This is a genomic window from Mesorhizobium sp. P2_D1, from assembly GCF_056404455.1.
The window spans coordinates 1-18,945 of the sequence record NZ_JBFUDZ010000048.1 but is presented as its reverse complement, the minus strand read 5'-3'; the positions used below and the strand labels follow the sequence as shown (position 1 = coordinate 18,945).

General features: G+C 61.9%; 17 protein-coding genes, 1 tRNA gene and 4 pseudogenes. 9 read left to right on the top strand and 13 right to left on the bottom strand.

The window, feature by feature from the left end:
- The first annotated feature begins 31 nt into the window (after positions 1–31).
- The gene (locus tag AC1D0I_RS25960) at positions 32–478 is read left to right on the top strand and encodes a YcgN family cysteine cluster protein (RefSeq protein WP_095091722.1); all 447 of its coding nucleotides are present in this window, start codon (positions 32–34) and stop codon (positions 476–478) included.
- A gap of 415 nt (positions 479–893) precedes the next feature.
- Positions 894–1,271 carry a hypothetical protein gene (locus AC1D0I_RS25955; protein ID WP_477300600.1) on the top strand — a complete coding sequence of 126 codons (378 nt, stop codon included), beginning with the start codon at positions 894–896 and terminating at the stop codon, positions 1,269–1,271.
- A 253-nt stretch (positions 1,272–1,524) separates the two neighbouring features.
- On the opposite strand, the gene AC1D0I_RS25950 is transcribed toward AC1D0I_RS25955, so the two are convergent.
- Positions 1,525–2,235 (bottom strand): SIMPL domain-containing protein, encoded by a 711-nt coding sequence (locus tag AC1D0I_RS25950; RefSeq protein WP_477398676.1) that lies wholly within the window; start codon positions 2,233–2,235, stop codon positions 1,525–1,527.
- Positions 2,236–2,370: 135 nt separating this feature from the next.
- Between AC1D0I_RS25950 and AC1D0I_RS25945 the strand changes: the two genes are divergently transcribed.
- A tRNA-Ile gene (locus tag AC1D0I_RS25945) sits at positions 2,371–2,446 on the top strand.
- 191 nt (positions 2,447–2,637) lie between these two features.
- On the opposite strand, the pseudogene AC1D0I_RS25940 reads toward AC1D0I_RS25945, so the two are convergent.
- Both AC1D0I_RS25940 and AC1D0I_RS25935 read right to left on the bottom strand, forming a co-directional pair.
- Positions 2,638–3,078, bottom strand: a pseudogene (locus tag AC1D0I_RS25940) (tyrosine-type recombinase/integrase); the annotation flags it as partial.
- Positions 3,079–3,642: 564 nt separating this feature from the next.
- On the bottom strand, positions 3,643–3,891 hold the full coding sequence (locus AC1D0I_RS25935) for a hypothetical protein (protein ID WP_082048681.1): 249 nt from the start codon (positions 3,889–3,891) through the stop codon (positions 3,643–3,645).
- Between the two features lie 642 nt (positions 3,892–4,533).
- Between AC1D0I_RS25935 and AC1D0I_RS25930 the strand changes: the two genes are divergently transcribed.
- The gene (locus tag AC1D0I_RS25930; RefSeq protein WP_477398720.1) at positions 4,534–5,160 is read left to right on the top strand and encodes a LysR substrate-binding domain-containing protein; all 627 of its coding nucleotides are present in this window, start codon (positions 4,534–4,536) and stop codon (positions 5,158–5,160) included.
- 419 nt (positions 5,161–5,579) lie between these two features.
- On the opposite strand, the gene AC1D0I_RS25925 is transcribed toward AC1D0I_RS25930, so the two are convergent.
- On the bottom strand, positions 5,580–5,828 hold the full coding sequence (locus tag AC1D0I_RS25925; RefSeq protein WP_477300606.1) for a YjiS-like domain-containing protein: 249 nt from the start codon (positions 5,826–5,828) through the stop codon (positions 5,580–5,582).
- 170 nt (positions 5,829–5,998) lie between these two features.
- Between AC1D0I_RS25925 and AC1D0I_RS25920 the strand changes: the two genes are divergently transcribed.
- On the top strand, positions 5,999–7,993 hold the full coding sequence (locus AC1D0I_RS25920) for a BTAD domain-containing putative transcriptional regulator (protein WP_477398673.1): 1,995 nt from the start codon (positions 5,999–6,001) through the stop codon (positions 7,991–7,993).
- Positions 7,994–8,669: 676 nt separating this feature from the next.
- On the opposite strand, the gene AC1D0I_RS25915 is transcribed toward AC1D0I_RS25920, so the two are convergent.
- From AC1D0I_RS25915 to AC1D0I_RS25885, 7 genes and pseudogenes are all read right to left on the bottom strand, one after another.
- Positions 8,670–8,963: a hypothetical protein gene (locus tag AC1D0I_RS25915; RefSeq protein WP_096454710.1), complete on the bottom strand. Its 294-nt coding sequence runs from the start codon at positions 8,961–8,963 to the stop codon at positions 8,670–8,672.
- A gap of 151 nt (positions 8,964–9,114) precedes the next feature.
- Positions 9,115–10,653 carry a winged helix-turn-helix domain-containing protein gene (locus tag AC1D0I_RS25910; protein ID WP_477300610.1) on the bottom strand — a complete coding sequence of 513 codons (1,539 nt, stop codon included), beginning with the start codon at positions 10,651–10,653 and terminating at the stop codon, positions 9,115–9,117.
- Between the two features lie 100 nt (positions 10,654–10,753).
- The gene (locus AC1D0I_RS25905; RefSeq protein ID WP_477301152.1) at positions 10,754–11,488 is read right to left on the bottom strand and encodes a class I SAM-dependent methyltransferase; all 735 of its coding nucleotides are present in this window, start codon (positions 11,486–11,488) and stop codon (positions 10,754–10,756) included.
- Between the two features lie 199 nt (positions 11,489–11,687).
- Entirely contained in the window at positions 11,688–11,816 is a 129-nt protein-coding gene (locus AC1D0I_RS25900) for a hypothetical protein (RefSeq protein WP_477300612.1), read from the bottom strand.
- A gap of 144 nt (positions 11,817–11,960) precedes the next feature.
- Positions 11,961–12,353 carry a response regulator gene (locus AC1D0I_RS25895; protein ID WP_477301154.1) on the bottom strand — a complete coding sequence of 131 codons (393 nt, stop codon included), beginning with the start codon at positions 12,351–12,353 and terminating at the stop codon, positions 11,961–11,963.
- Between the two features lie 79 nt (positions 12,354–12,432).
- Positions 12,433–13,479 (bottom strand): sensor histidine kinase, encoded by a 1,047-nt coding sequence (locus AC1D0I_RS25890; protein ID WP_477300614.1) that lies wholly within the window; start codon positions 13,477–13,479, stop codon positions 12,433–12,435.
- Between the two features lie 358 nt (positions 13,480–13,837).
- Positions 13,838–14,704, bottom strand: a pseudogene (locus AC1D0I_RS25885) (LysR family transcriptional regulator); the annotation flags it as partial.
- Between AC1D0I_RS25885 and AC1D0I_RS25880 the strand changes: the two are divergent.
- The 3 genes and pseudogenes from AC1D0I_RS25880 to AC1D0I_RS25870 form a co-directional block, all read left to right on the top strand.
- Positions 14,699–15,053: pseudogene (locus tag AC1D0I_RS25880) on the top strand (SDR family NAD(P)-dependent oxidoreductase); the annotation flags it as partial. The pseudogenes AC1D0I_RS25885 and AC1D0I_RS25880 overlap by 6 nt on opposite strands.
- Before the next feature lie 3 nt (positions 15,054–15,056).
- Positions 15,057–15,582 (top strand): annotated as a pseudogene (locus AC1D0I_RS25875) (NADPH-dependent F420 reductase); the annotation flags it as partial.
- Positions 15,583–16,333: 751 nt separating this feature from the next.
- Positions 16,334–16,786 carry a thermonuclease family protein gene (locus AC1D0I_RS25870; protein WP_477308079.1) on the top strand — a complete coding sequence of 151 codons (453 nt, stop codon included), beginning with the start codon at positions 16,334–16,336 and terminating at the stop codon, positions 16,784–16,786.
- A 264-nt stretch (positions 16,787–17,050) separates the two neighbouring features.
- Here AC1D0I_RS25870 and AC1D0I_RS25865 read toward each other — a convergent pair whose 3' ends face one another.
- The gene (locus AC1D0I_RS25865) at positions 17,051–17,260 is read right to left on the bottom strand and encodes a hypothetical protein (RefSeq protein ID WP_477308077.1); all 210 of its coding nucleotides are present in this window, start codon (positions 17,258–17,260) and stop codon (positions 17,051–17,053) included.
- 124 nt (positions 17,261–17,384) lie between these two features.
- Here AC1D0I_RS25865 and AC1D0I_RS25860 point away from each other — a divergent pair, with 124 nt between their 5' ends.
- The gene (locus AC1D0I_RS25860) at positions 17,385–17,915 is read left to right on the top strand and encodes an inorganic diphosphatase (RefSeq protein WP_477308075.1); all 531 of its coding nucleotides are present in this window, start codon (positions 17,385–17,387) and stop codon (positions 17,913–17,915) included.
- A 433-nt stretch (positions 17,916–18,348) separates the two neighbouring features.
- On the opposite strand, the gene AC1D0I_RS25855 is transcribed toward AC1D0I_RS25860, so the two are convergent.
- The coding region (locus tag AC1D0I_RS25855) for a DUF72 domain-containing protein (protein WP_477398671.1) at positions 18,349–18,945 on the bottom strand (597 nt) is incomplete at its 5' end.

Here is an 18,945-nt window from a genome sequence, read left to right as displayed (position 1 = left end):
CCTTGCCGGCGGCTGGGGCCACATGCCGGGAATGGAAACGCCATTCTGGAAAACCAAGGCGCTGGAGGCGATGAGCCCGGCCGAATGGGAGTCGCTGTGCGACGGCTGCGGCAAATGCTGCCTGTCAAAGCTCGAGGACGAGGACACCGGCGAGATCTACTGGACCAGTGTCGGGTGCCGGCTGTTCGACGCGCAGAGCTGCCGCTGTTCGGACTACGCCAACCGGCTGGCGCGCGTTCCCGACTGCGTGGGGCTGACGCCGCAGAACGTTCGCACCATCAGCTGGCTACCCAGCACCTGCGCCTACCGGCTGGTGGCTGAAGGCCATGATCTCTACTGGTGGCACCGGCTGGTGTCAGGCAGCGCCGAGACCGTGCATGAGGCCGGCATGTCGATGCGCGGGCGGGTCAAGGCAAGCGAGACCGATCTCGCCGAGCCGGAAGACTATTTTGATTACCTGTTGGACGACGAGCCGTAGGGCTCGCGCCGGGACGACGAGCCGTAGGGCTCGCGCCGGGACGACGAGCCGTAGGGCTCGCGCCCGGGACGACGAGCCGTAGGGCTCGCGCCCGGGACGACGAGCCGTAGGGCTCGCGCCCGGGACGACGAGCCGTAGGGCTCGCTTGCATTGGAGACGACGAGCCGTAGGGCTCAGCGTTGGAACGAACAAGCTGGTCTTCAGCCAATCAGCTGGATTGGGACCCGGGCACTGAGTGAGGCGTTTTGGAGCATTCACCCCTGCCGTGGACGATGGTAGATGGCCGGCGAAATCCTTTTCCGCCACATGAACCGGAGATGAACGGCCGGTTCGCAATGAGTTCAGACAGCCAAGTGCATTCTCCCCCCATCGGTTCACGAGGACGGGCGAAAGCCCGCAACAAGGAGAGAAGACAATGTTCAACACGATCAAGACGGCAGCCCTTTCGGCTCTGGTCGGTCTCGGCACGCTGGCCGCCATCCCGGCCCATGCCGACAGCCTCTATCTCGGCTTCGGCAACAACAACGACACGCGCTTCGGCGTCTATGCCGGCGACGACGGCTATCGCCACCGCCGTGATGAACGTCGCGGCTGGGGTGATGAACGCCGCGGCGAATGGCGCCGTGGCTGTTCGCCGGACCGCGCGCTCGACAAGGCCGAACGCATGGGTCTCCACCGCGTCCGCATCCTCGACGTCAACCGTCGTACTGTGAAGGTGATGGGCCGACAGTACGGCGACCGCGTCGTCGTCGTGTTCGCCAACGATCGCGGCTGCCCGGTTATCTATCGCTGAGGCTGGGTCCGGCTTGAATACAAGGGCATGATCTCCTTCAAAGATCAGCCTGGCGGCATGACCCTCATCGAGGGTTAGCCGAGCAGCATGATCTTCTGCGAAGATCATGCTGGGAGTAGCCGAGCCCCTTTCCTGCTGGAAGGGTGTGGCTCGAAAAAACCCCGCGGGAGCAATCCCGCGGGGTTTTTCATGCAACGTGTTGGCGATGGCTGGATCCATGGCCGAGCAAGCCCAGCCATGGATCGTCAGGCGCTTACTTAAGTTCGAAGGTGACGGTGACCTGGACGTTGTAGGAATTCTCGCCGGCCTGCACCGGAGCCGCGCCCGCCGCGGCATCGAAGGCCTTGGCGTTGATCGGCATTGGTGTCGGCGCGATGTTCTGGTCGGTGATCTCGAGCACCCGTCCGAGGCTGACGCCGGCGGCCTCGGCGAGCGTCTTGGCCTTGGCCACGGCGTTGGCCACCGCCTTCTTGCGGGCCTCGGTGACGGTCGCTGCCGGGTTGTCGTTGGTGAAGGTTATGCCGCCACCCTGGTTGACGCCGAGCGACACCGCCTTGTCCAGAATCTCGCCCGTCTTGTCGACATCGCGCACCCGCACCGACAGCGTGTTGGTCACTTGATAGGCGACGAGTTCGGCTTCCTGGCTGCCATCCGGCTTGTTGGTGTAGTTGTAGCGCGGGTTGATCTGGATGCCGGCGGTCTGCAGGTCGCGGTCCTTGATGCCAGCCGACTTCATGGCGGCGATCACGGCGGCCATGGCGTCGTTGTTGGCGTCGAGTGCCGCGCGCGCGGTCTTGGCTTCGCGCATGACGCTGAGCGTCAGGATCGCCAGATCGGGGGCTACGGTTGCTTCGCCTTCGCCCGACACAATGATGCGGGGCGGCGTCGGCAAATCGGTGGCTCCAGCCATCGCCGGAAAAGCGATTGCAGCGGCGAGCGCGAGAKGCAAAAGGCGTCTGGTCATGAAAATCTCCTTGGTCCGCGATCAAAGTCGCAGAGGTCGCGTAGAGCGCGATTATGGGTTGATTTGGGCGATCCGTGGAAGCGCGACGGGAAAGCCTTGTGCGGAGATGCGAAAAACATTAATCCAGCCCGCGTGGGGCCTGTAGCTCAATGGTTAGAGCCGGCGGCTCATAACCGCTTGGTTGGGGGTTCGAGTCCCTCCGGGCCCACCATTGTCGTTATTTATCAATGCTTTAGAGGGGGGTTCGCCACGAGGTTCGCCAATAGGTTCGCCAAGCATCGGCTTGCGCGTCACGAGACGCACGACTCGATCCATCCCTTGGACTGCCAGGCGAACCTGCGATGCCTCGCGCGAATAAAGCTCGGCATGGTCGATATCGTCGTGACCGAGCACGTCCATGAGCTGTCTCGTTGAGGCCTCGGCCTCCGCCAGATAAACACCGAGCGACTTCCGCAAGCCATGCAGTGTCAACCCCTTCGGAAGATCGGCAAGCTTGCACCAATGCGCCATCATTCCAGTCAGCGACTTGGCGGAGAACGGCTCACCGTAGCCGTTGACCAGAACGGTCTCGCCGCGCCTGTCGGCCGCATCCAGGATCTCGGACAGCATCGGTGTGATCGGCACGAAAAGCCGTTTGCCGCCTGTTCGTCCCTTGTTCTTGGCCTGAACGATATCAAATCCGTCGAAGTGACGCTCGACACCGTCGATGAAGACGCGGCGGGTGACCCTCTGATCCCAGCGCAGGCCCGCGACGTCGCCGCGGCGATTGCCGAGCCAAAGCGCCAAGCCGTAACAGGTGCGTGCCGCCGTGCCGGGCTGCCAACGGTTTTCGAATTGCGCCATCGCCTCGCGCGACCATGCTTTCCAACCGGCATAGGCGGGCCGCCACTCAACCGCCGCTGTGGGATCGATTTCGATCCAGTCTTGCCGCAGCGCCACATAGACCAGCTTGCGTATGCCCACCAGCAGATGCTTGGCCTTATGAGGGGTGGCGATGAAGCGGCCAAGAAGCTCTTCGATATGGATACGTCGAAGGTTCTTAACCGCTACATCCCGCCAGACGAGCGGGTGATCAGCGACCACTCGCAGTTCTAGAAATTCCTCGATYAGCCGCGTGTTTTTGCGCTTGCTGGCTTCGTCAAGCGCCAACCACTTGACTGAGATCTTCAACCGTTGAAAGGCCGCTCCAAACGTGCCGGGCAGGGCGGCTCCAGGCAAACGAGCGACGGGAGCCTTGGGGACTTTCCGGCCCTCGACCGCTGCTTGGTAGGCCTCCTTGAAACCCGCCTGATTGGGGGCCGGCAGGCTAACCACACGCTCCTGCGTCCGATAGCGCCAGCGAACTTTGCCATGGCGGTCGGTGTAGGAGGACAGGCCGGGATATTTGTCGGTCATGACAGAATGAATCTATTCCCTGCGATGATTCCCTTGCAACAGGAAGTCGACGATATTTTCTTCATCGTCTCCAGGTAGTTCGCCAAATGCCGCTTCGAGTTTGAGCCGATCCCAAATCACGCGGCCGTCAACTTTCTTCGGTTTCGGCATGCGGCGATCAGCAACCATCTGGTCGAATTTAGTGATGCCTACGCCGACGTAGCGGGCGGCTTCTTCGCGTGAGAGGCCACGAGGAGGATAGGAGAGGCTGTCGCTTTTCATGATCTCGCCGCCGGCATGTGGCCGCCCTTGTGCGCGGACTTCCGTTCAGAGATCAGGTCTAGATTGTATCAGCCGCCGCCGGAAGGGCGCCGATCAAGCCCTGCGGTAAATTGCGGTCAGAGCGTATAAATAGGATGGTTGTGTGAGGTCATCCTAGCGCCCTGCTGCGATCGTCGTCGAGATAAGAATGGACCGGGCTCGCAAGAAAAGAAACTTCGGCCATTCCGTGACGAACTAGCGCGAACTCGAACGGCACTCCTCGCCGGGGGTCGTCGGTCCCGCGTCCCGCCTCTGGCGGCGCTATGCTGACGCTCCTTCGGCTACCCTCTTAACCGGTCTCGTCGTTGCAGTCGGTCCCGCGTCGCGCCTGCGGCGCCGCAATGGCTGACGCTCCTACGGCTGCCTTTTTAGAGGGAAGCCGGGGCACTGCCCTACATCGCGAGAGCGAGTCCCACACGGCCGAGGTCTCTCCGACAAAGGGAATAGTCGCAAAAAGGGAAGAGATGGTCTTGGCCATCTCTCCCCCCGCGATTGCCGCCTGCGCAGGGCGGGGCCGCCCGCTCGCAAGGCGGTGCTAAACATCACAATCCGACCTGATCCGACACGCCCCGCTCGGCGCGCAGCCCAGCTCCGCTCGCCGGCATTCGCCCCCCTCTATGCCGCGCGCTCATCCTGCTGCGGCTCATCCTGCGTTTCGGTAGAGTGTATCCCGAAGTCAGCCTGTCCATCGAGGATGTTGCGCAAGGACTGGGTCAGGCGGCAATTCGCAAGCGCAGACTCGATATCGTCTTCACCAATGAGACAGGAGTTGCCACCCGGTGCCGGAGCGAGGTGTTCTGGCGTGAGCGCTTCTTCGTTCTCCTGCCCGCCGACCATGGCCTTGCTGCCAAGTTGGCTGTCACGTGGGCAGACCTGGCAAGCGTGCGCCTTTTGGTCCCGGCCGGACCCGAGACAACGCCCCTGGTCTCGCAGCGGCCAGAGCACATTTCCGAACATATCGGCCCGGCAATCCAGATTTGCAGCACCGGCCAGGCAACAGCCACTCTGAAGGTGCAACTCGGTCAAGAGGTAATGCTTGCGGGCGAAAGCTTCGCCAAGGCAGCCGCCTTCGGTTCTGCCATATGGAAGCCGCTTGAAGGTAAGGGCTCTTTCAGTTCGATCAGAGTCGTGTGGCTGGAATCGAATCCGAAGCGCGCAGTCCTGCGGCTTGTCGCGCTCGCTACCAAAATGGCGAATGGAAATCCGGAACAAGCGAAGCGCGCAAGCTGACGCCCTCCTTAGGCAGAGGGCGAATAGCTGCCGCAACTGACGTAGACGTTCCCCCTAGCGAAGCCATAGGCGGGGGCGTTCGGCGGGCGGTTCAGCGCCCGCCTCGCAAGGTGTCAGCAGGTAGAGCCAGGCCAACATCTCATGGGCCTCGCCGCAGCATGGGCCGGCTATGCCCGCAGAAAGGATGCTAAGTGCTTCCCCTCGCGTCAGTGTGGTGGACGCAACCGGCGCATCAGCCTTCACATGCATGATCGACCTCCAATGTTGACGGCGGCAGCAGGTGCCGACTGCTCGCCGGTTGTTCCGCAAGCATGGCCGCCGCCAAGAGCTGCCTCTCGTCCGGAACGGCTGCTGATTTTTTGCTGAATTCTGCCTGCCTACCGGCGACGCTCGCAGCGCCTTTGCCATCTGGTTCCGCCTCACCTCATCGACATCAGGTCCGTCATGAGGCCGACCCCGACCCTGACGAAGAACGTAGATCTGCGGACCTCCTGACAGCCGATGTCCTTCAACTGATCGGACGTCAGGTCTGCTAACGCCCTGCGCCCTGCAACGGTCCGCCGCCAGGCTGTGAAGGCTGCGACTGCTGCTGCCATGCTGTTCGACGCTTTCTCAAGCAGCCGGTGTTTCGATGTGCAGGTCTCTGCGTGAGCTTCGGTGCGAGCCATTTTGCTCTCCTGTTCCAGATTACGGGCGCAGCTTGTCACGGGGGCGATTTGCGGTTGTTCAGCCGGGCGTGAACAATCGCGGGAAGTCCGATGGACCGCCGTTAAATCTGCGTTAAATCGACCGGCGAAGATGCTATTCTGCTGGCGCGTTCGAAATCTGGAGAGCGGTCGTGCGTATCCGGTTGCTTGGCGGTCTCGAAGTGATGTCCGGAGAGGGCCAGCCCGTCCGCTTCGCAACGCGCAAGTCGGCGCTGCTTTTTGCCGCCCTGGTCCTGGCGGGTCGCCGCGGCGCCACTCGCGAACGGCTTTGCGAAGGGTTTTGGCCGGGACGAGGCGATGCGCAGTCGCGCAACAGCCTGCGCCAGGCGCTGGCCGACATCCGTCGGTGGTTTCCCGCCGCCGGCAATGCAGCCATTTCCATCGAGGGGGATCAGGAAACGGTTGCGCTGACGGCCGGCTCGGACGAAGCCGACATCTGGCTCTTCGAGCGGAAGCTCGCCGAGAGCGGGACGACGGACCTCGCCTTTGCCGCCGACCTCTATCGCGGTGATGTGCTCGCGGGGGAGGCCATTCCGGACGGACTGGATGAATGGTTCAGCCCATACCAGGTCAGATACCGGCAGAAGGCGCAGCAGCTGGTGGAGCGCCTGAGCCTGGAGAAGCCCGGAGCCGGATCCGCGGACGAAGCGGCTTGCGAACGGCTTGCCGAAAGGCTGCTTGCCTCGGATCCGGCCGCCGAGCCGGCGCATCGCGCCTTGATGCGCATCCACGCTGCGAGGGGCCACGAAAATGCGGCCCTGCGTCAGTTCGAGACCTGCCGCGCGCTGCTGAAGAAGCATCTGGGCGTGGAACCCGAGGCACAGACGCTGTCACTGGTGGCGTCGCTGCAGACGCGGGGCGGAAATCGCCAGACCGCGTCGGCGCACGACACCGCCCAGCCGCCTCAGCCTATCGCCACGCCGGCGAGACCGCATGACCAGCCGTCGGTGGCAGTGATGCCTTTCGACAACCTCGGCGGGGCGGAGGACGAGTATTTTGCCGACGGCGTTGTCGAGGAGATCACCGCCGCGCTTTCCCGCATCCGGGACTTCTTCGTCATCGCCCGCCAGTCCGCATTCACCTACAAGGGCCGCTTCGCCGACGTGCGCGAGGTCGGCCGGGAACTCAGCGTCGYCTACGTGGTCGAAGGCACCGTTCGGCGGGGCGGCAATCGGCTGCGCATTTCCGTGCAACTGGTCGATGCCGAGACGCGGACACAATTATGGTCCGAGCGCTACGAGGGTGCGACCGAGGACGTTTTCGAGTTCCAGGACAGGATCGCGGCGCAGGTGGCGGGCGCCATCCATCCGGCCATCCGCGGCGCCGAGATCGAGCTGGCCAGGCGCAAGCCGCCGACCAGCCTCAGGGCCTATGATCTCGTCATGCGCGCCTATCCAAACATTTGGGGCCGCCGCAAGGACACCAACGACCTGGCAATAGAGCTGCTCAAGAAAGCGATCGCGGTCGATCCGGCCTATGGCCGCGCGCATGCGCTTCTGGCCTGGTGCCACGCTTCGAACGCCGTGTTTCTATGGGCCGAGCAGCCGGAAAGCGAGCTGGAAAAGGCGGTCGCGGCGGTCGAGGCAGCCGGCTCGATCGGCGACGATCCAACCGCGTTGACCGCCGCCGGCGCGGCATTGAGCATGGGCGGTGACCAGGAGCGCGCCGCCACCTTCATCGAAAAGGCGCTCATGCTCGATCCGAACAATGCTTGGGCATGGGCACGCCATGGCTGGATCGCAATCTACAGAGGCGAAGTCGCCCTGGCCCCGGACCGGTTCCAGCGAGCGATGGCGCTGAGCCCAATGGATCCGTTCGCGTTCGCCGTGAGGCTGGGAATGGGCTACGCCTTGGCTAAGACGGGCTCCCTTTCCCAGGCCGTCGCGATCGCCCGTGACGTCATCGCCGCCCACCCCGACATCATCACGTCCTATCGCTATCTCGCCGCCTGGTCGGCGATGGGCGGCGACCTGGTGACCGCCCGCTGGGCCGCGCAAAAGCTCCTGGCCGCCCAGCCGAGTTTCACGATCGAGCGATTCCGGTCGCTGCCTATCTTCCGGAACACGCCGGAATGGGCAGACCAAGTGGTCGAAGGCTTGAAGCTGGCGGGATTGCCCGAGCGCTGACTATCTTCGGCCCATCCTTGGTTTCAACTTGGATGACATGATCGCCCCCTGCGCCCCTGGCTAGGATAGCGATCCTACCGGCTCACGACCATTGCACGTCGTTTAATTAGCCACAACATCAGCACGGCGCGGAAGCTTCCATGCCGAAGTCTGCTCACCAAATTGCGCCGCGAGAGCCGGTAGAACCGCGCCGACAGCCACCGCGAAACGCCCGGAGATATAGCTCACAAGAAGATGCACGTCGAAATTGGAAAGCCTGCTTCCCCAACTATGCCTTACGAGCATGACGAGCACTGATACTGCGGAAAATGATAGCCCCAAGCCCGACAGGTGGAGCAGATACGTCCGAACCTTGAAGTTCCATGAACTCGACCGCCATCGCACAGTTGGAACAGCCCCTCATAAGACCACGGTCCAGTTCGGCAGTCTATGATTGGCGAGTGCCTGAAACGGTTCGGAGAAGGTCTTGCGGGGCGATCAACTTTTAACTAACCACACCATCAGCAAATGCTGCCCACCAGATCATGCTGCTTCCCACACCCTCAGAATCCTCGCCGCCAGAGCCGCTTTGTCCTGGGCAGGAAGCGACCATAGTGTTTGACCATCATTTCGTCGGGCTGGCGCCCCAGAGCGGGTGCTCATGGCGCCCACCCTTCGGCTTTGGCGGGACTGGAGCTCAGGATTCACGGCGACGGCGGCGATCGTCCACGACCCGCGCGAGCACTTCGGTGGGGTCGCGGTCGACTGGCAATACCAGCATATTTTCGATGTCAAAGGCGGTAACGCCGATATCGCGACGCTCGCATTCGCTCATGGCGGCAAAGGCGGCGAGGTCCCTGCGAGCCCTCCAGAAGCGCGGCAGCCACAGCAGCGCCGACGTCACGGCGGCCAGCATCCGGAAAGGCCGCGAGGGAGAAGCATGCGACCGGCAATCGGCTGCGAGACCGATGAAAGGAACCAGCGTGGTCATGGTGTTGTCTCCATCCTCGAACTGTCCTTGAGCGACAGCAAGGATGAGATTAGTCGGCACCCGGCCGGAGATCGTGAGGCCCAGGTGAAACTCGAGGGAAATTGTGACGAAATCGGCAGGCGGGCACCGGCCCCCGGTCGTCGACACGATATCAGTCCGGCAGGCCGGCCTCGCGCAGGCTGGCGGCAACGCGCTCCCGCGTGCCCGCTTCGAAAGGCAGCTGGTCCCAGATCGTGGCGACCGTCAGCCCCGGATGGCTTTCCAGCAGCCTGCCGCACACGCGCCGGGCTTCATCCTTGCGGCCGGCATGGACCAGCGTCATCACCAACCAGCGTAGCGCCCAGGTGGCGCCAGGGTGCCGGCTGACCCCGCGCCGCGTCATGACCAATGCTTCTTCGTAGCGCCCGGTAATGAAATGGGCGGCGCCGATGCCGAGTTCGGCCATGTAGCCCATCGGGTCGCGCGGGCTCAGCCGTTCGAAATGCTCGAACTTCTCGATCGCCGCCTCGGGCCGCTCGCGATAGACGTCAAGCCAGCCGCTGCGCAGCCAGGCCCAGGCGGAATTCGGATCGAGCGTGCGCGCCCGTGTCAGATGCATGTCGGCGACATCAAAGTCGCGGGCGAAGGAATGCGCGGCGCCGAGCACCGCAAGCACCATCGGGTCGTCGCCGGACAGCGCCGCCCCCTTCTGCGCCAGGCGCAGGCCCTCTTCCCGGGACGCGGCCGGCGTTTCGGTCCAGTGGTAGGTGACACGCTGCAGATGGCACCAGGCCAGCAGCGAAAGCGCCAGCGCATAATCAGGCTCGATCGCGATCGCCCGTTCAAGCAGTGTCCCGGCCTCCTCGTTCTGCGCCCGCTCGAGCGACCAGGCGAGCGGAAAGGCGCGCAGCACGTAGTCGTAGGCGGCGAGGCTTTCCGGCCGCTTGCGCCGCGACCGCTCGATCTCGGCCGACAGGATGGAGGGCTGGATGGCGCCGACGACACTCTCGGCGAACCGGTCTTGGAGGTCGAACACGTCGGCCATGGTTCCGTCGTAGCGGTCGGCCCAGATCGTCTTGCCGGACGACTGATCGATGAGTTGTCCCGTAAGGCGGATGTGGTCGCCGGCCTTGCGAACGCTGCCGGTCAGCACGTAGCGCACGCCGAGTTCGGCTCCGGCGCGTTTCACGCCGTCGGCCTGCCCCTTGTAGGCGAAGCTCGAATTGCGGGCGATGACGAACAGCCAGCGCATGCGCGATAGCGCTGTGATGATCTCGTCGACCATGCCGTCGGCGAAATAGTCCTGCGCCGGGTCGCCGCTGAGATTCTCGAAGGGCAGCACCGCGATCGAAGGCTTGTCGTCGGCGGACCCTTCGCCGGCCCCGGCCGCGGGGTGATCATCGAGGCGGCGCACGCGCTCCTCGTCGATCACATAGCCCCGCCGCAGCACGGTGCGGATCAGGCCATCGGCCTCGGCGCCGAGCGCCTTGCGGATGTCCTTCATGCATTGGGTAAGCGAATCGTCGGAAACGGCGATGTTCGGCCAGACCGCATTGACCAACTCGTCCTTGCCGATGACGCGGCCGGCATTTTCCAGGAGGTAGGTAAGCAGCGAAAGCGACTTGGCGCGCAGGTCGACGTCGTGCCCGCCCCTCTGCAGTCTGCCCCTGTGCAGATCGAGCCTGTGGCCGGAGAATTCGAACGTCGTCATGTCGCCCCTCGAGGAGACGTCAACCAATTCGATCCGCGCGACGGCTAGGAGACTGTCACGGCCATCGCATGCTCGAAGACATCACGCCCGCCCCAAGACATCAAGGCTTTCGCCCGCTGAAGATGGCGTGGCCGGCGAACAGCCAGGCGCAGTCGACTTCAGTGAAGCCCGCTTGCGCAAGCCAGGTGAGTTGCTCGGCCAGCGAGGACGGCTTGTCGATCGGTTCGCCGTCGGGGTTGCGGAAATAGTTCCAGCCGAGGCGGTTGAACTCGGCGAAGGCGGCCAGGTCGCCGTCGATCGCGAGCGCCCGCGAACGCACCGCCTCGTCCCACTGCCGCGCCGCGATGGCGAGAGCGGCCGCCCCCGGCGGGCGCACGATGTCGGCCACCACGAGGACGCCGCCGGGGCTGAGCGCCGTCCCAAGGTCGGCAAAAAGCATCCGCTTCTGCCGCCCGTCGAGGTGGTGGATGGCGAGCGACGAGACAATCGCATGCGGCGGCTCGGGAAAGCTCCGCCAGTCACGATGTTCCAGCTCGAACGCGGCAGTGGCCAGGCGGTCAGCGTGGTCGCGACAGGTCTCGCGCGTCTGCTCGAGCATCCGCGCCGAGCCGTCGAGCGCCAATACCCTGCAGTCCGGAAATCGCTGCAGCAAGGCGCGGCTGAGCAGGCCCTCGCCTGAACAGAGCTCGACCAGCAGGCCGCCCTGCACGGGAGGAATTAGATCGGCGATGATGCCGATCTGGCGTTCCCGTTCGGGGACGAAATAGCGCCCGTAATCGAGAAAGCTTCGGGAATTGTTCTCATCCCAATGCCTTGCGCCTCCCATGTCGGTCATGATCAATCCTTTCATCCTTTTGGTTACATTGCCGGAGGCCAGGTTGGCCGTCGTGACAACCGGATGAAATTCGGCTGAAATCTGCCTGAGCGGCGAAGTTGCCCGGCCCCGTCGAGCGGGACGGCACCATCCACGCTATGCTTTCGCGGGCCTTCCGGCCTCTACCCTGGTCAGGCCCGGAGTCGCTGTCATCGCGCGCCTAGGCCGCGATGGCCTGAGCCGCATTGTGAGCCGCCACGACTTCGAAGCCAGCTTGTTCCAAGGCCGACTCGACGTCGAGCAGGATGAGCTGCTCATCCTCCACGACCAGAACCGCGCCATTACTCATCTGGACGCTCCCCTCGGAATTGCCACGCCACGGTCTAGGCAAGCTCATACTACGGTTTCGACCCCGTTTTAGTTCCATCTCATAAATTCAACTGGATGTGAGGCCCGACCTAAGTCTTGAAACAATGAGTCAGACGATCCGCGCCTAGAGCTTCGGACGCGTTTCAATCGGCGACAGCATCCGGCGGATCTGTTCGACAATAGTGCCGTCATTATAGGGCTTGGGAAAAAAGTGACTTCCTTCAGGTAGGCGGCTCTGTTCGACGATCGACCTGCCGGAAGCGACGATCAATTTGACCGGCGGCCATCGGTTTCGGATGTGGTGAGCCAATTTGATACCATCCATGGTGCCGGGCATGCCGACGTCGGTGAACACCAGAACGATGTCGGTTCGCGCCTCCAGGAGCCGAATTGCGTCGTCGGCATTAGTGGCTTCCAGCGCCTCGTAACCGGCATGAACGACGAGGTCGATCGCGCCCATTCTGATGACGGCGTTGTCTTCGACAATCAGAATGACGGCCTTGCGGTTTGTGTTGATTTCTGCGGCCTGCGCGGGACCGACGTTCGCCTTGGGCAACGGTTGCCCTCGGTCAGCAGCTTTTGGACTGGTCATCCGGCTATGCTGCCGCCGGCACGTCGTCGCTGACAGCAGCAATGTGAGCGACCGATACAATGGTTCCGGGCTTTCCGTCGGCTACGCTGATGTCACTTTGCAGGTTCCTGGCAAGCGCCTCTATGATACCAGTGCCAAGCCCGGCCTTTGCGGCGTCGTCGCCGGTTGGAATGCCAATTCCGTCATCCCGAACCGAAAGGGTCCAGTCCTGTCCGTCCGAACGGAAGTCGACCGAAATCCTGCCGGACCGCTCCTCCGGAAATGCGTGCTTCAGAGCGTTGATCACCAGTTCGGTCACGATAAGGCCCAAACTTATCGAAATGTCCGATTTCACAACACTATCGTCGACAGTGACAACGATAGAGAGCCGCTCCCTGTCGGAGATCATTGAGGCGCCAAGGCTTTGACAAAGCTGGGTGAAGTACGTCCGTAGCGAAACACCTGCAGCGCCGGACTGGGCGAGGTGCCGCTGCACGGCTGCGATCGACATCACCCTGTTGTGGGCGTCGGTCAGATGGCCGCGTGCCTCATCTGACTGGACCCTGCGGGTGCTCTGCATCAGCACACTGGCGATGATCTGCAGGCTATTTGCCACCCGATGCTGCACCTCCTGCATCAGGATTGCCTTGTCCCGAATAAGATCGTCTTTTTGCCGGGCATCGGCGCGAGCGTCGGTGACGTCGGTGACAGCCACAAGGAGCCGGATCCGAGAATGGTCGCCGTCTTCAAGCACGCGGGCATTCACCACCAACTGCCGGATTTTCTGGCCCGGCCGCTTGAGGTCGATCTCGTAGGCCTCGATGTTAGCGCTGCCCGAGGCGGTCGCCTTGAGCAATGAATTCAGCTTCGGCATATCCCATTCGCCCGCGCCGAGTTCCGACAGCAATTTGCCGGCAACTGCTGCGGGATCGATCTGAAAGGTCCGGCAAAACGACGCGCTGACAACAATAACCCGGAGATCATCAGTCAGGAACAAGAGCGGCTCGTTCGATGAAACGACCACTGCAAGAGTGCTCGCCGCTTCCAGGTGGACTGTTGAAACGGATGCCATGACATTGGCCCTCAAGGGCCGAAAGCTCGCGAAGCGAGCCATCACTCGGCAGGAACGTCGACCGAATTCATACTCGGCCGAAAAACATGACCCACCCTATCACATTGTGGGTCGTTAGCTATGGAATTCGGTCGTGCCTCACCCCGCGGGCCTTGGTCGCGATATGACGGCAAGACGCTCGTTCAGTTATCCTCAGGACGCTCGGCCCTTGGATCGGCATTAAGTTGCATGACCTAGTTGCCATCGTCTTCGGAAATCAGAAGCTGCATTCAGCTTTTGACTCGGGCTGCCAGGCCGCAATGCGCCTACATTCGGTCACGCGTGCCAAAGTTTCTTGCTGCTAAAAGCCGCCATTTGGTCATCTGGCCGGCGACGGCTGCACCGTCGCCTCCTGCGATACGGACAGCCCCGCGAGAAGTGGAGCGTACGCGGCGAGCCTGCGGGATACGAACTCGGTAAAGAGCCGCACGCGCTTCGTCTTGCGTGTCTCCCCCTGCGTGAGAAGCCAGAGCGTTCCGTACATGTGCAGGTCGGTACCCGGCACCCTCACCAGTAGGGGGTCGGCATCGCCAACGAAGCACGGCAGTGTCGTCATCCCGAGCCCTTGCCGTGCAGCAACGATCTGCGCCTCGGCGTCCGTGGTCCTGAATGGAACCCCCGTGGTGCGAACCTCACCCTCKCTGGCCCAATCCGGAATTCCATGAATGCTTATGACGATCCASCGGATGGGATCAGGCGCGCCCGCACGCCACGCGGCTAGTCGATCGCGAGACATAWAGACGCCGCCGAACAGCTCCGGTCCCTTCAGGCCGTGAAGATTGAGCGGCAGGGTTTTGCGGTCRTASACGACGCGGATCGCGACGTCGGCCTCTCGGTTGGTCAGATTTGCCAGCTCGCCGGACGACAAGATTTCCATCTCGATGTCCGGATGCAGACGCGCGAAATCGGCGAAGTCCGGCATGAGCAGGTGTGTCGCGAGGGGCGGTGCCAGCGTSACCCGCAGMAGCCCGCGCACGCTCTGGTCGCGCCCGAAGACGCGCGTCTCCAGCAGGTGCGACGACGCTTCCATCTGGTCCGCAAACTCGAGGACCTCCTCGCCCGCAGCCGTCAGGCGGTAGCCCGACGGCAACTTTTCGAACATGTGCACCCCGAGGCGTTCCTCGAGCTGGGCGATGCGTCGCAGCACGGTCGAGTGGTTCACACCGAGGCGCTCGGCGGCATCCTGACATCTTCCGTCGCGAACGTGTTGGGGGTGCCCGGATTTAGCGCCTACGCCGCGAGCAAGGCGGCTGTTCGCAACTTCGCGCGCGCTTGGACACTGGAGCTGAAAGACCGCCAAATTCGCGTGAATACGGTGAGCCCCGGACCGATCGAGACTCCCGCGCTAGAGACGACGACGGGCCTCACCCCTGAGCAAGCCGAGCAAGCGGCCGCCCAGTTTGCTTCACAGATACCGATGGGTCGCAGAGGCCAACCGGAGGAAATTGCGGCTGCGGTCACGTTCCTCGCCTCCGACGAAAGTTCTTTCATCACCGGCGTCGACCTCGGCCGATGGCGGCATGGCCCAGGTCTGAACTGAAGTATCCGTTGCGACTACGCGCGATCCGGAAAGCTTTGCATCCGACGCGGCCGCGATCGGACCCACGATCCTCCCCAAAACACTGGCCGAAGCGGTCAAGGCGGACATCATCTTTTTGGCTGCCCGTTTCGAAGCGAACCCAGATGTCGCGAAGGCGCTGTCAACCTGGCAAGGGAAGACCATCGTCGATGTGACCAATGCCTACGGCGTGCCTCCTGAGGAACTGGAAGGACAGCCTTCTTCCAGATTCATCGCGCAGACTTTCTCAGGTGCAAGGTTGGTCAAGGGCTTCAACCATTTGATCGCTGCCACCCTTGACCATGACCCGGCCGTGCATGGTGGCAGGAGAGTCGTGTTGCTGGCGAGCGACGATGACGCTGCCGCGGCGGAGATTGCTGCGCTCGCGGAAAAGCTCGGTTTCTCGCCGATCAAACTTGGCGGGCTGTCGGAAGGTGGGCTGCTAGTCCAGGCGCGGAAACAGCTGGGGTCATCTGGTCTTCAAGGACCTGGTCAAGTTCGCCTGATGAACACGACGTGCCCACCAGCAAGAGCTGCGATGTCCTCGGCTCCTTGCCGGGCTCCCGGTAAAACGGTGCCGACTCGCCGGGTGGTCCGAGCGATTTAATGTAAAGATACACCGAACGCATGTCGCTTTCGGTCATGGCTTGGACTTGGTACCAGGGCATCGGCGGCAATTGGACCTTGCTCTTGAGGTGGTTGACCCAAGCGTCCTCATCAAATCCCATTGCCGAATCCCTGAGATTTGCAGCGTAGGTCGTGCCCCAGGGACCCCGCCAGCCAATGGAGGAGCCTTTGAGCGCCTTCGCGGGATCGATCTTCCCATCGGCTTCCCGGTATCCTTCCGTGTGGCAGAAATGGCAGCCGCCGATGATCGAAATATACAAACCGCGTTCGACTGAAACCTCGTCGGCTGCCAGTAGTTGGCTGGATGGCACAATGCACAGAGCGACGGCCGCACAAAGATCGATTGTTCGCATATTCGCAGCCTCCGCTGACTGATTGATCAAAGGCGGGCCCGACAACCTTTTGGTTTTGGGAACTCCGAGACGCCGGGCCCTTGGGTGGATCCCTCAAGCCCCGTATATAATGTGCCCCTAATATAATCCGGTGGCAAACGCCCCCTTGCGTTCCACGTTATCAGTTGATCCTGATCGATCTCCGTGCGCAACCAGATGCCTTGGCCGGCCAGCTTCATAGGGTATAATGTGATCGCGGAAAGGGAAATTTCGAAACGGCCCATCGGCCATGTGTAGGTTGATCCTCGCTCTCGCCTTCGTGCTCACCTGTGGCCCCGTGTCYGCCGTAGAGCATTGGTTTGCTCATGACGGCGACACGCTTTGGCATGACAAAAAACGCGTTCAGTTGCTCGGTATCGATGCCCCCGAACTTTCGCAGCCGTGTTTTGATGCCGCTGACAAAATCTGGCCCTGCGGCAGGTATGCGCGTGACCACATTCGCCATCTCATTGCCTCCGGGGATGTATCCTGCACCATCGAAGGCAAGGACCGCTATGACAACGATGCCGGCGTCTGCTTCGTGGGAGGCATCGATCTCGCACGCGATCTGGTGAAACACGGATTGGCGGTCGCCGATAAGCAATTGCCTCGATACCTTGCCGAAGAGCGCGAAGCCCGCATTCTCAAACGCAACTTGTGGGCAGGGCACTTTGTCGATCCCGGCGAATATAGACGGGGTGGTCGCCGATAGGCTTGGTGCCAGCCTACATCGCCTCTGACGGTGCAAAGAAGCAGTTTTCGTGCTCCTCGGTCGGGTGCAGGCAGATATGGAAATTGTCATCGCTTGACGGAATTGCGGCATCATAGGGGACGAAATAGCGGTTTTGGCGAGTGACTCTATGGTGATCGCCAGGCCTCAAGATGATGACGTAGCCATCGGCTCGGGTGTCACGGTTGTGCTGGGAATCTTATCGCATTCTCCGATGACCGGATCGCCATGACAGCACACGCGGGGTCAACTTCCTGGATCAATGGATTGCACCTCATATGTCAACCAGCGGCAAAACATGCCGATGATGGACAAGGCTGCGCCGCCAACCAGGCAGGCTGTGAGCACATCGCTTTTCGAAGCGCTCGACCAGCTTACGATAGCGAGCATGATGACGCTCGTCGTCGAGATGAGATAACCCACTCCCTTCAGCATGTGCAAAAATGCTTTTGTCATATCGGACCTCTCCTTAGTCGGCTCTTCGGAACATTCCGTGCGCTCTGAAGTTCCATCGCGTGCCCGAGCGATTGGTGACGGACCCGCAGAGATCGGCGGCCAAATCCGAAAGAGAGGCATTTCGATGCACAACTACCTGAAGCTGCCAACAACCACCAAGGGCCTCATTCGGGTGGTGATCGAAACCCCGCGTGGCGCAACGGCGAAGCTTGCCTTCGATCCAGGAACGCGGGTATTCGGCTACGTCCGGCCCCTACCGGTCGGAATGACATATCCCTATGATTGGGGTTTCATTCCGTCTACGTTGGGCGAAGACGGTGACCCTCTGGATGGGCTTGTGATCCATCAGGCATCGACCGCGCCTGGCGTTGTGATCAAATGCGATCTGCTGGGCGCCTTGCGCGTCAAGCAAAAAGACGAGGGCGGGAAGGTCCTGCGCAACGACCGCTATGTCTTGTGTCCCCACAAAGAAGATGCTCCCGACGAGCCGGCGGCGGATCATGTCCCCGATGACTTGCGGCGCGAGATCGAGCTGTTCTTTCACTCATCGGTGCTGGGAACCGGCAAGATCATCAAGTTCAAAGGTTGGCAGAACGCCGCGGAAGCTCGCAAGGCGATCAAGAAGGGCATGAACGCCTTCGGGGACCGCCACTGAGGCGCCGCCATGAGGCTCCGGGAAATTCGCGAGCAGCTCTTTGGCTGGGTAAGACCGCAGGTTTGACGCCAAGAAAGGACTTCTCGTCGACCCTGGCAGTGACCAACGTGCCGCCTCGACGCACACCCTCGGCATAGACGTGGGCATCATCCTCCGGGACGCCGGAATCAGTGAGGGCTCCGACGATACCGCCAGCAGCGACGCCGGAGATTTTTCTTCTCGGCGCCGAATTCACTCGCGCCTATTCCGTTCGACACGGCAGCAGGTCCGATCTGGACGCGCTGGTTCACAGTGCTTCGCCCGCAAGAGACGTCCCATTTCGTGCAAAGARAACGTCCAACTCTGCTGGCGTGGTGGCGCTGTTGGCGGTGGCGTGCGCGAGCGCAAMGATGACCGCGCYTATGCTAGGTCTTCGYCGCCCCTAGGCGGTTGATCATCTGTGTTCCTCTAGCAAGCGCCGCATTGCCAGGGCGTTCCTTGGCGCAAAGCCCTCATAGTCGTTGTTGAAATAAACCCAGGCTCTTCTTGCTCCACTGGCGCGGATCTTGTCAGCCCATCCGCTTAGCTCGTCTCTGGTGTAATCATGCCGGTACCAGCGCTCTGGACCGTGKAGCCGCACGTAGACATCCTCGGCTGTACGCACGAGGACATCCGGAAGACGAGGGCCGCTGCATGAGCAAAAGATTGTGCCTGTATTCCGAAAGGCCGAGTATACGGTCTCGTTCCACCAACTGGCGTGACGAAACTCCACCACATTGCGCCGGGCCGGGTCGAGTTGGCCGAGAATGCCGTTCAGTCGTGCCTCAGTGAAATGGTAACTGGGCGGAAGCTGGAATAGAAAGCAGCCCATTCTCTCGCCAAGGATATCGGCAATCATTCCAAAATCCTTTACGAGGGTTTTGGTCGCCTTGAACCTCTTGATGTGGGTAATCAGCTCACAGACTTTTACGGTATAGACGAAACTGCTTTTACCGGGTTGCCGAAGCCAGCTTTTGACGTTTGTGATCGTTGGCCATGAATAAAAGGATGC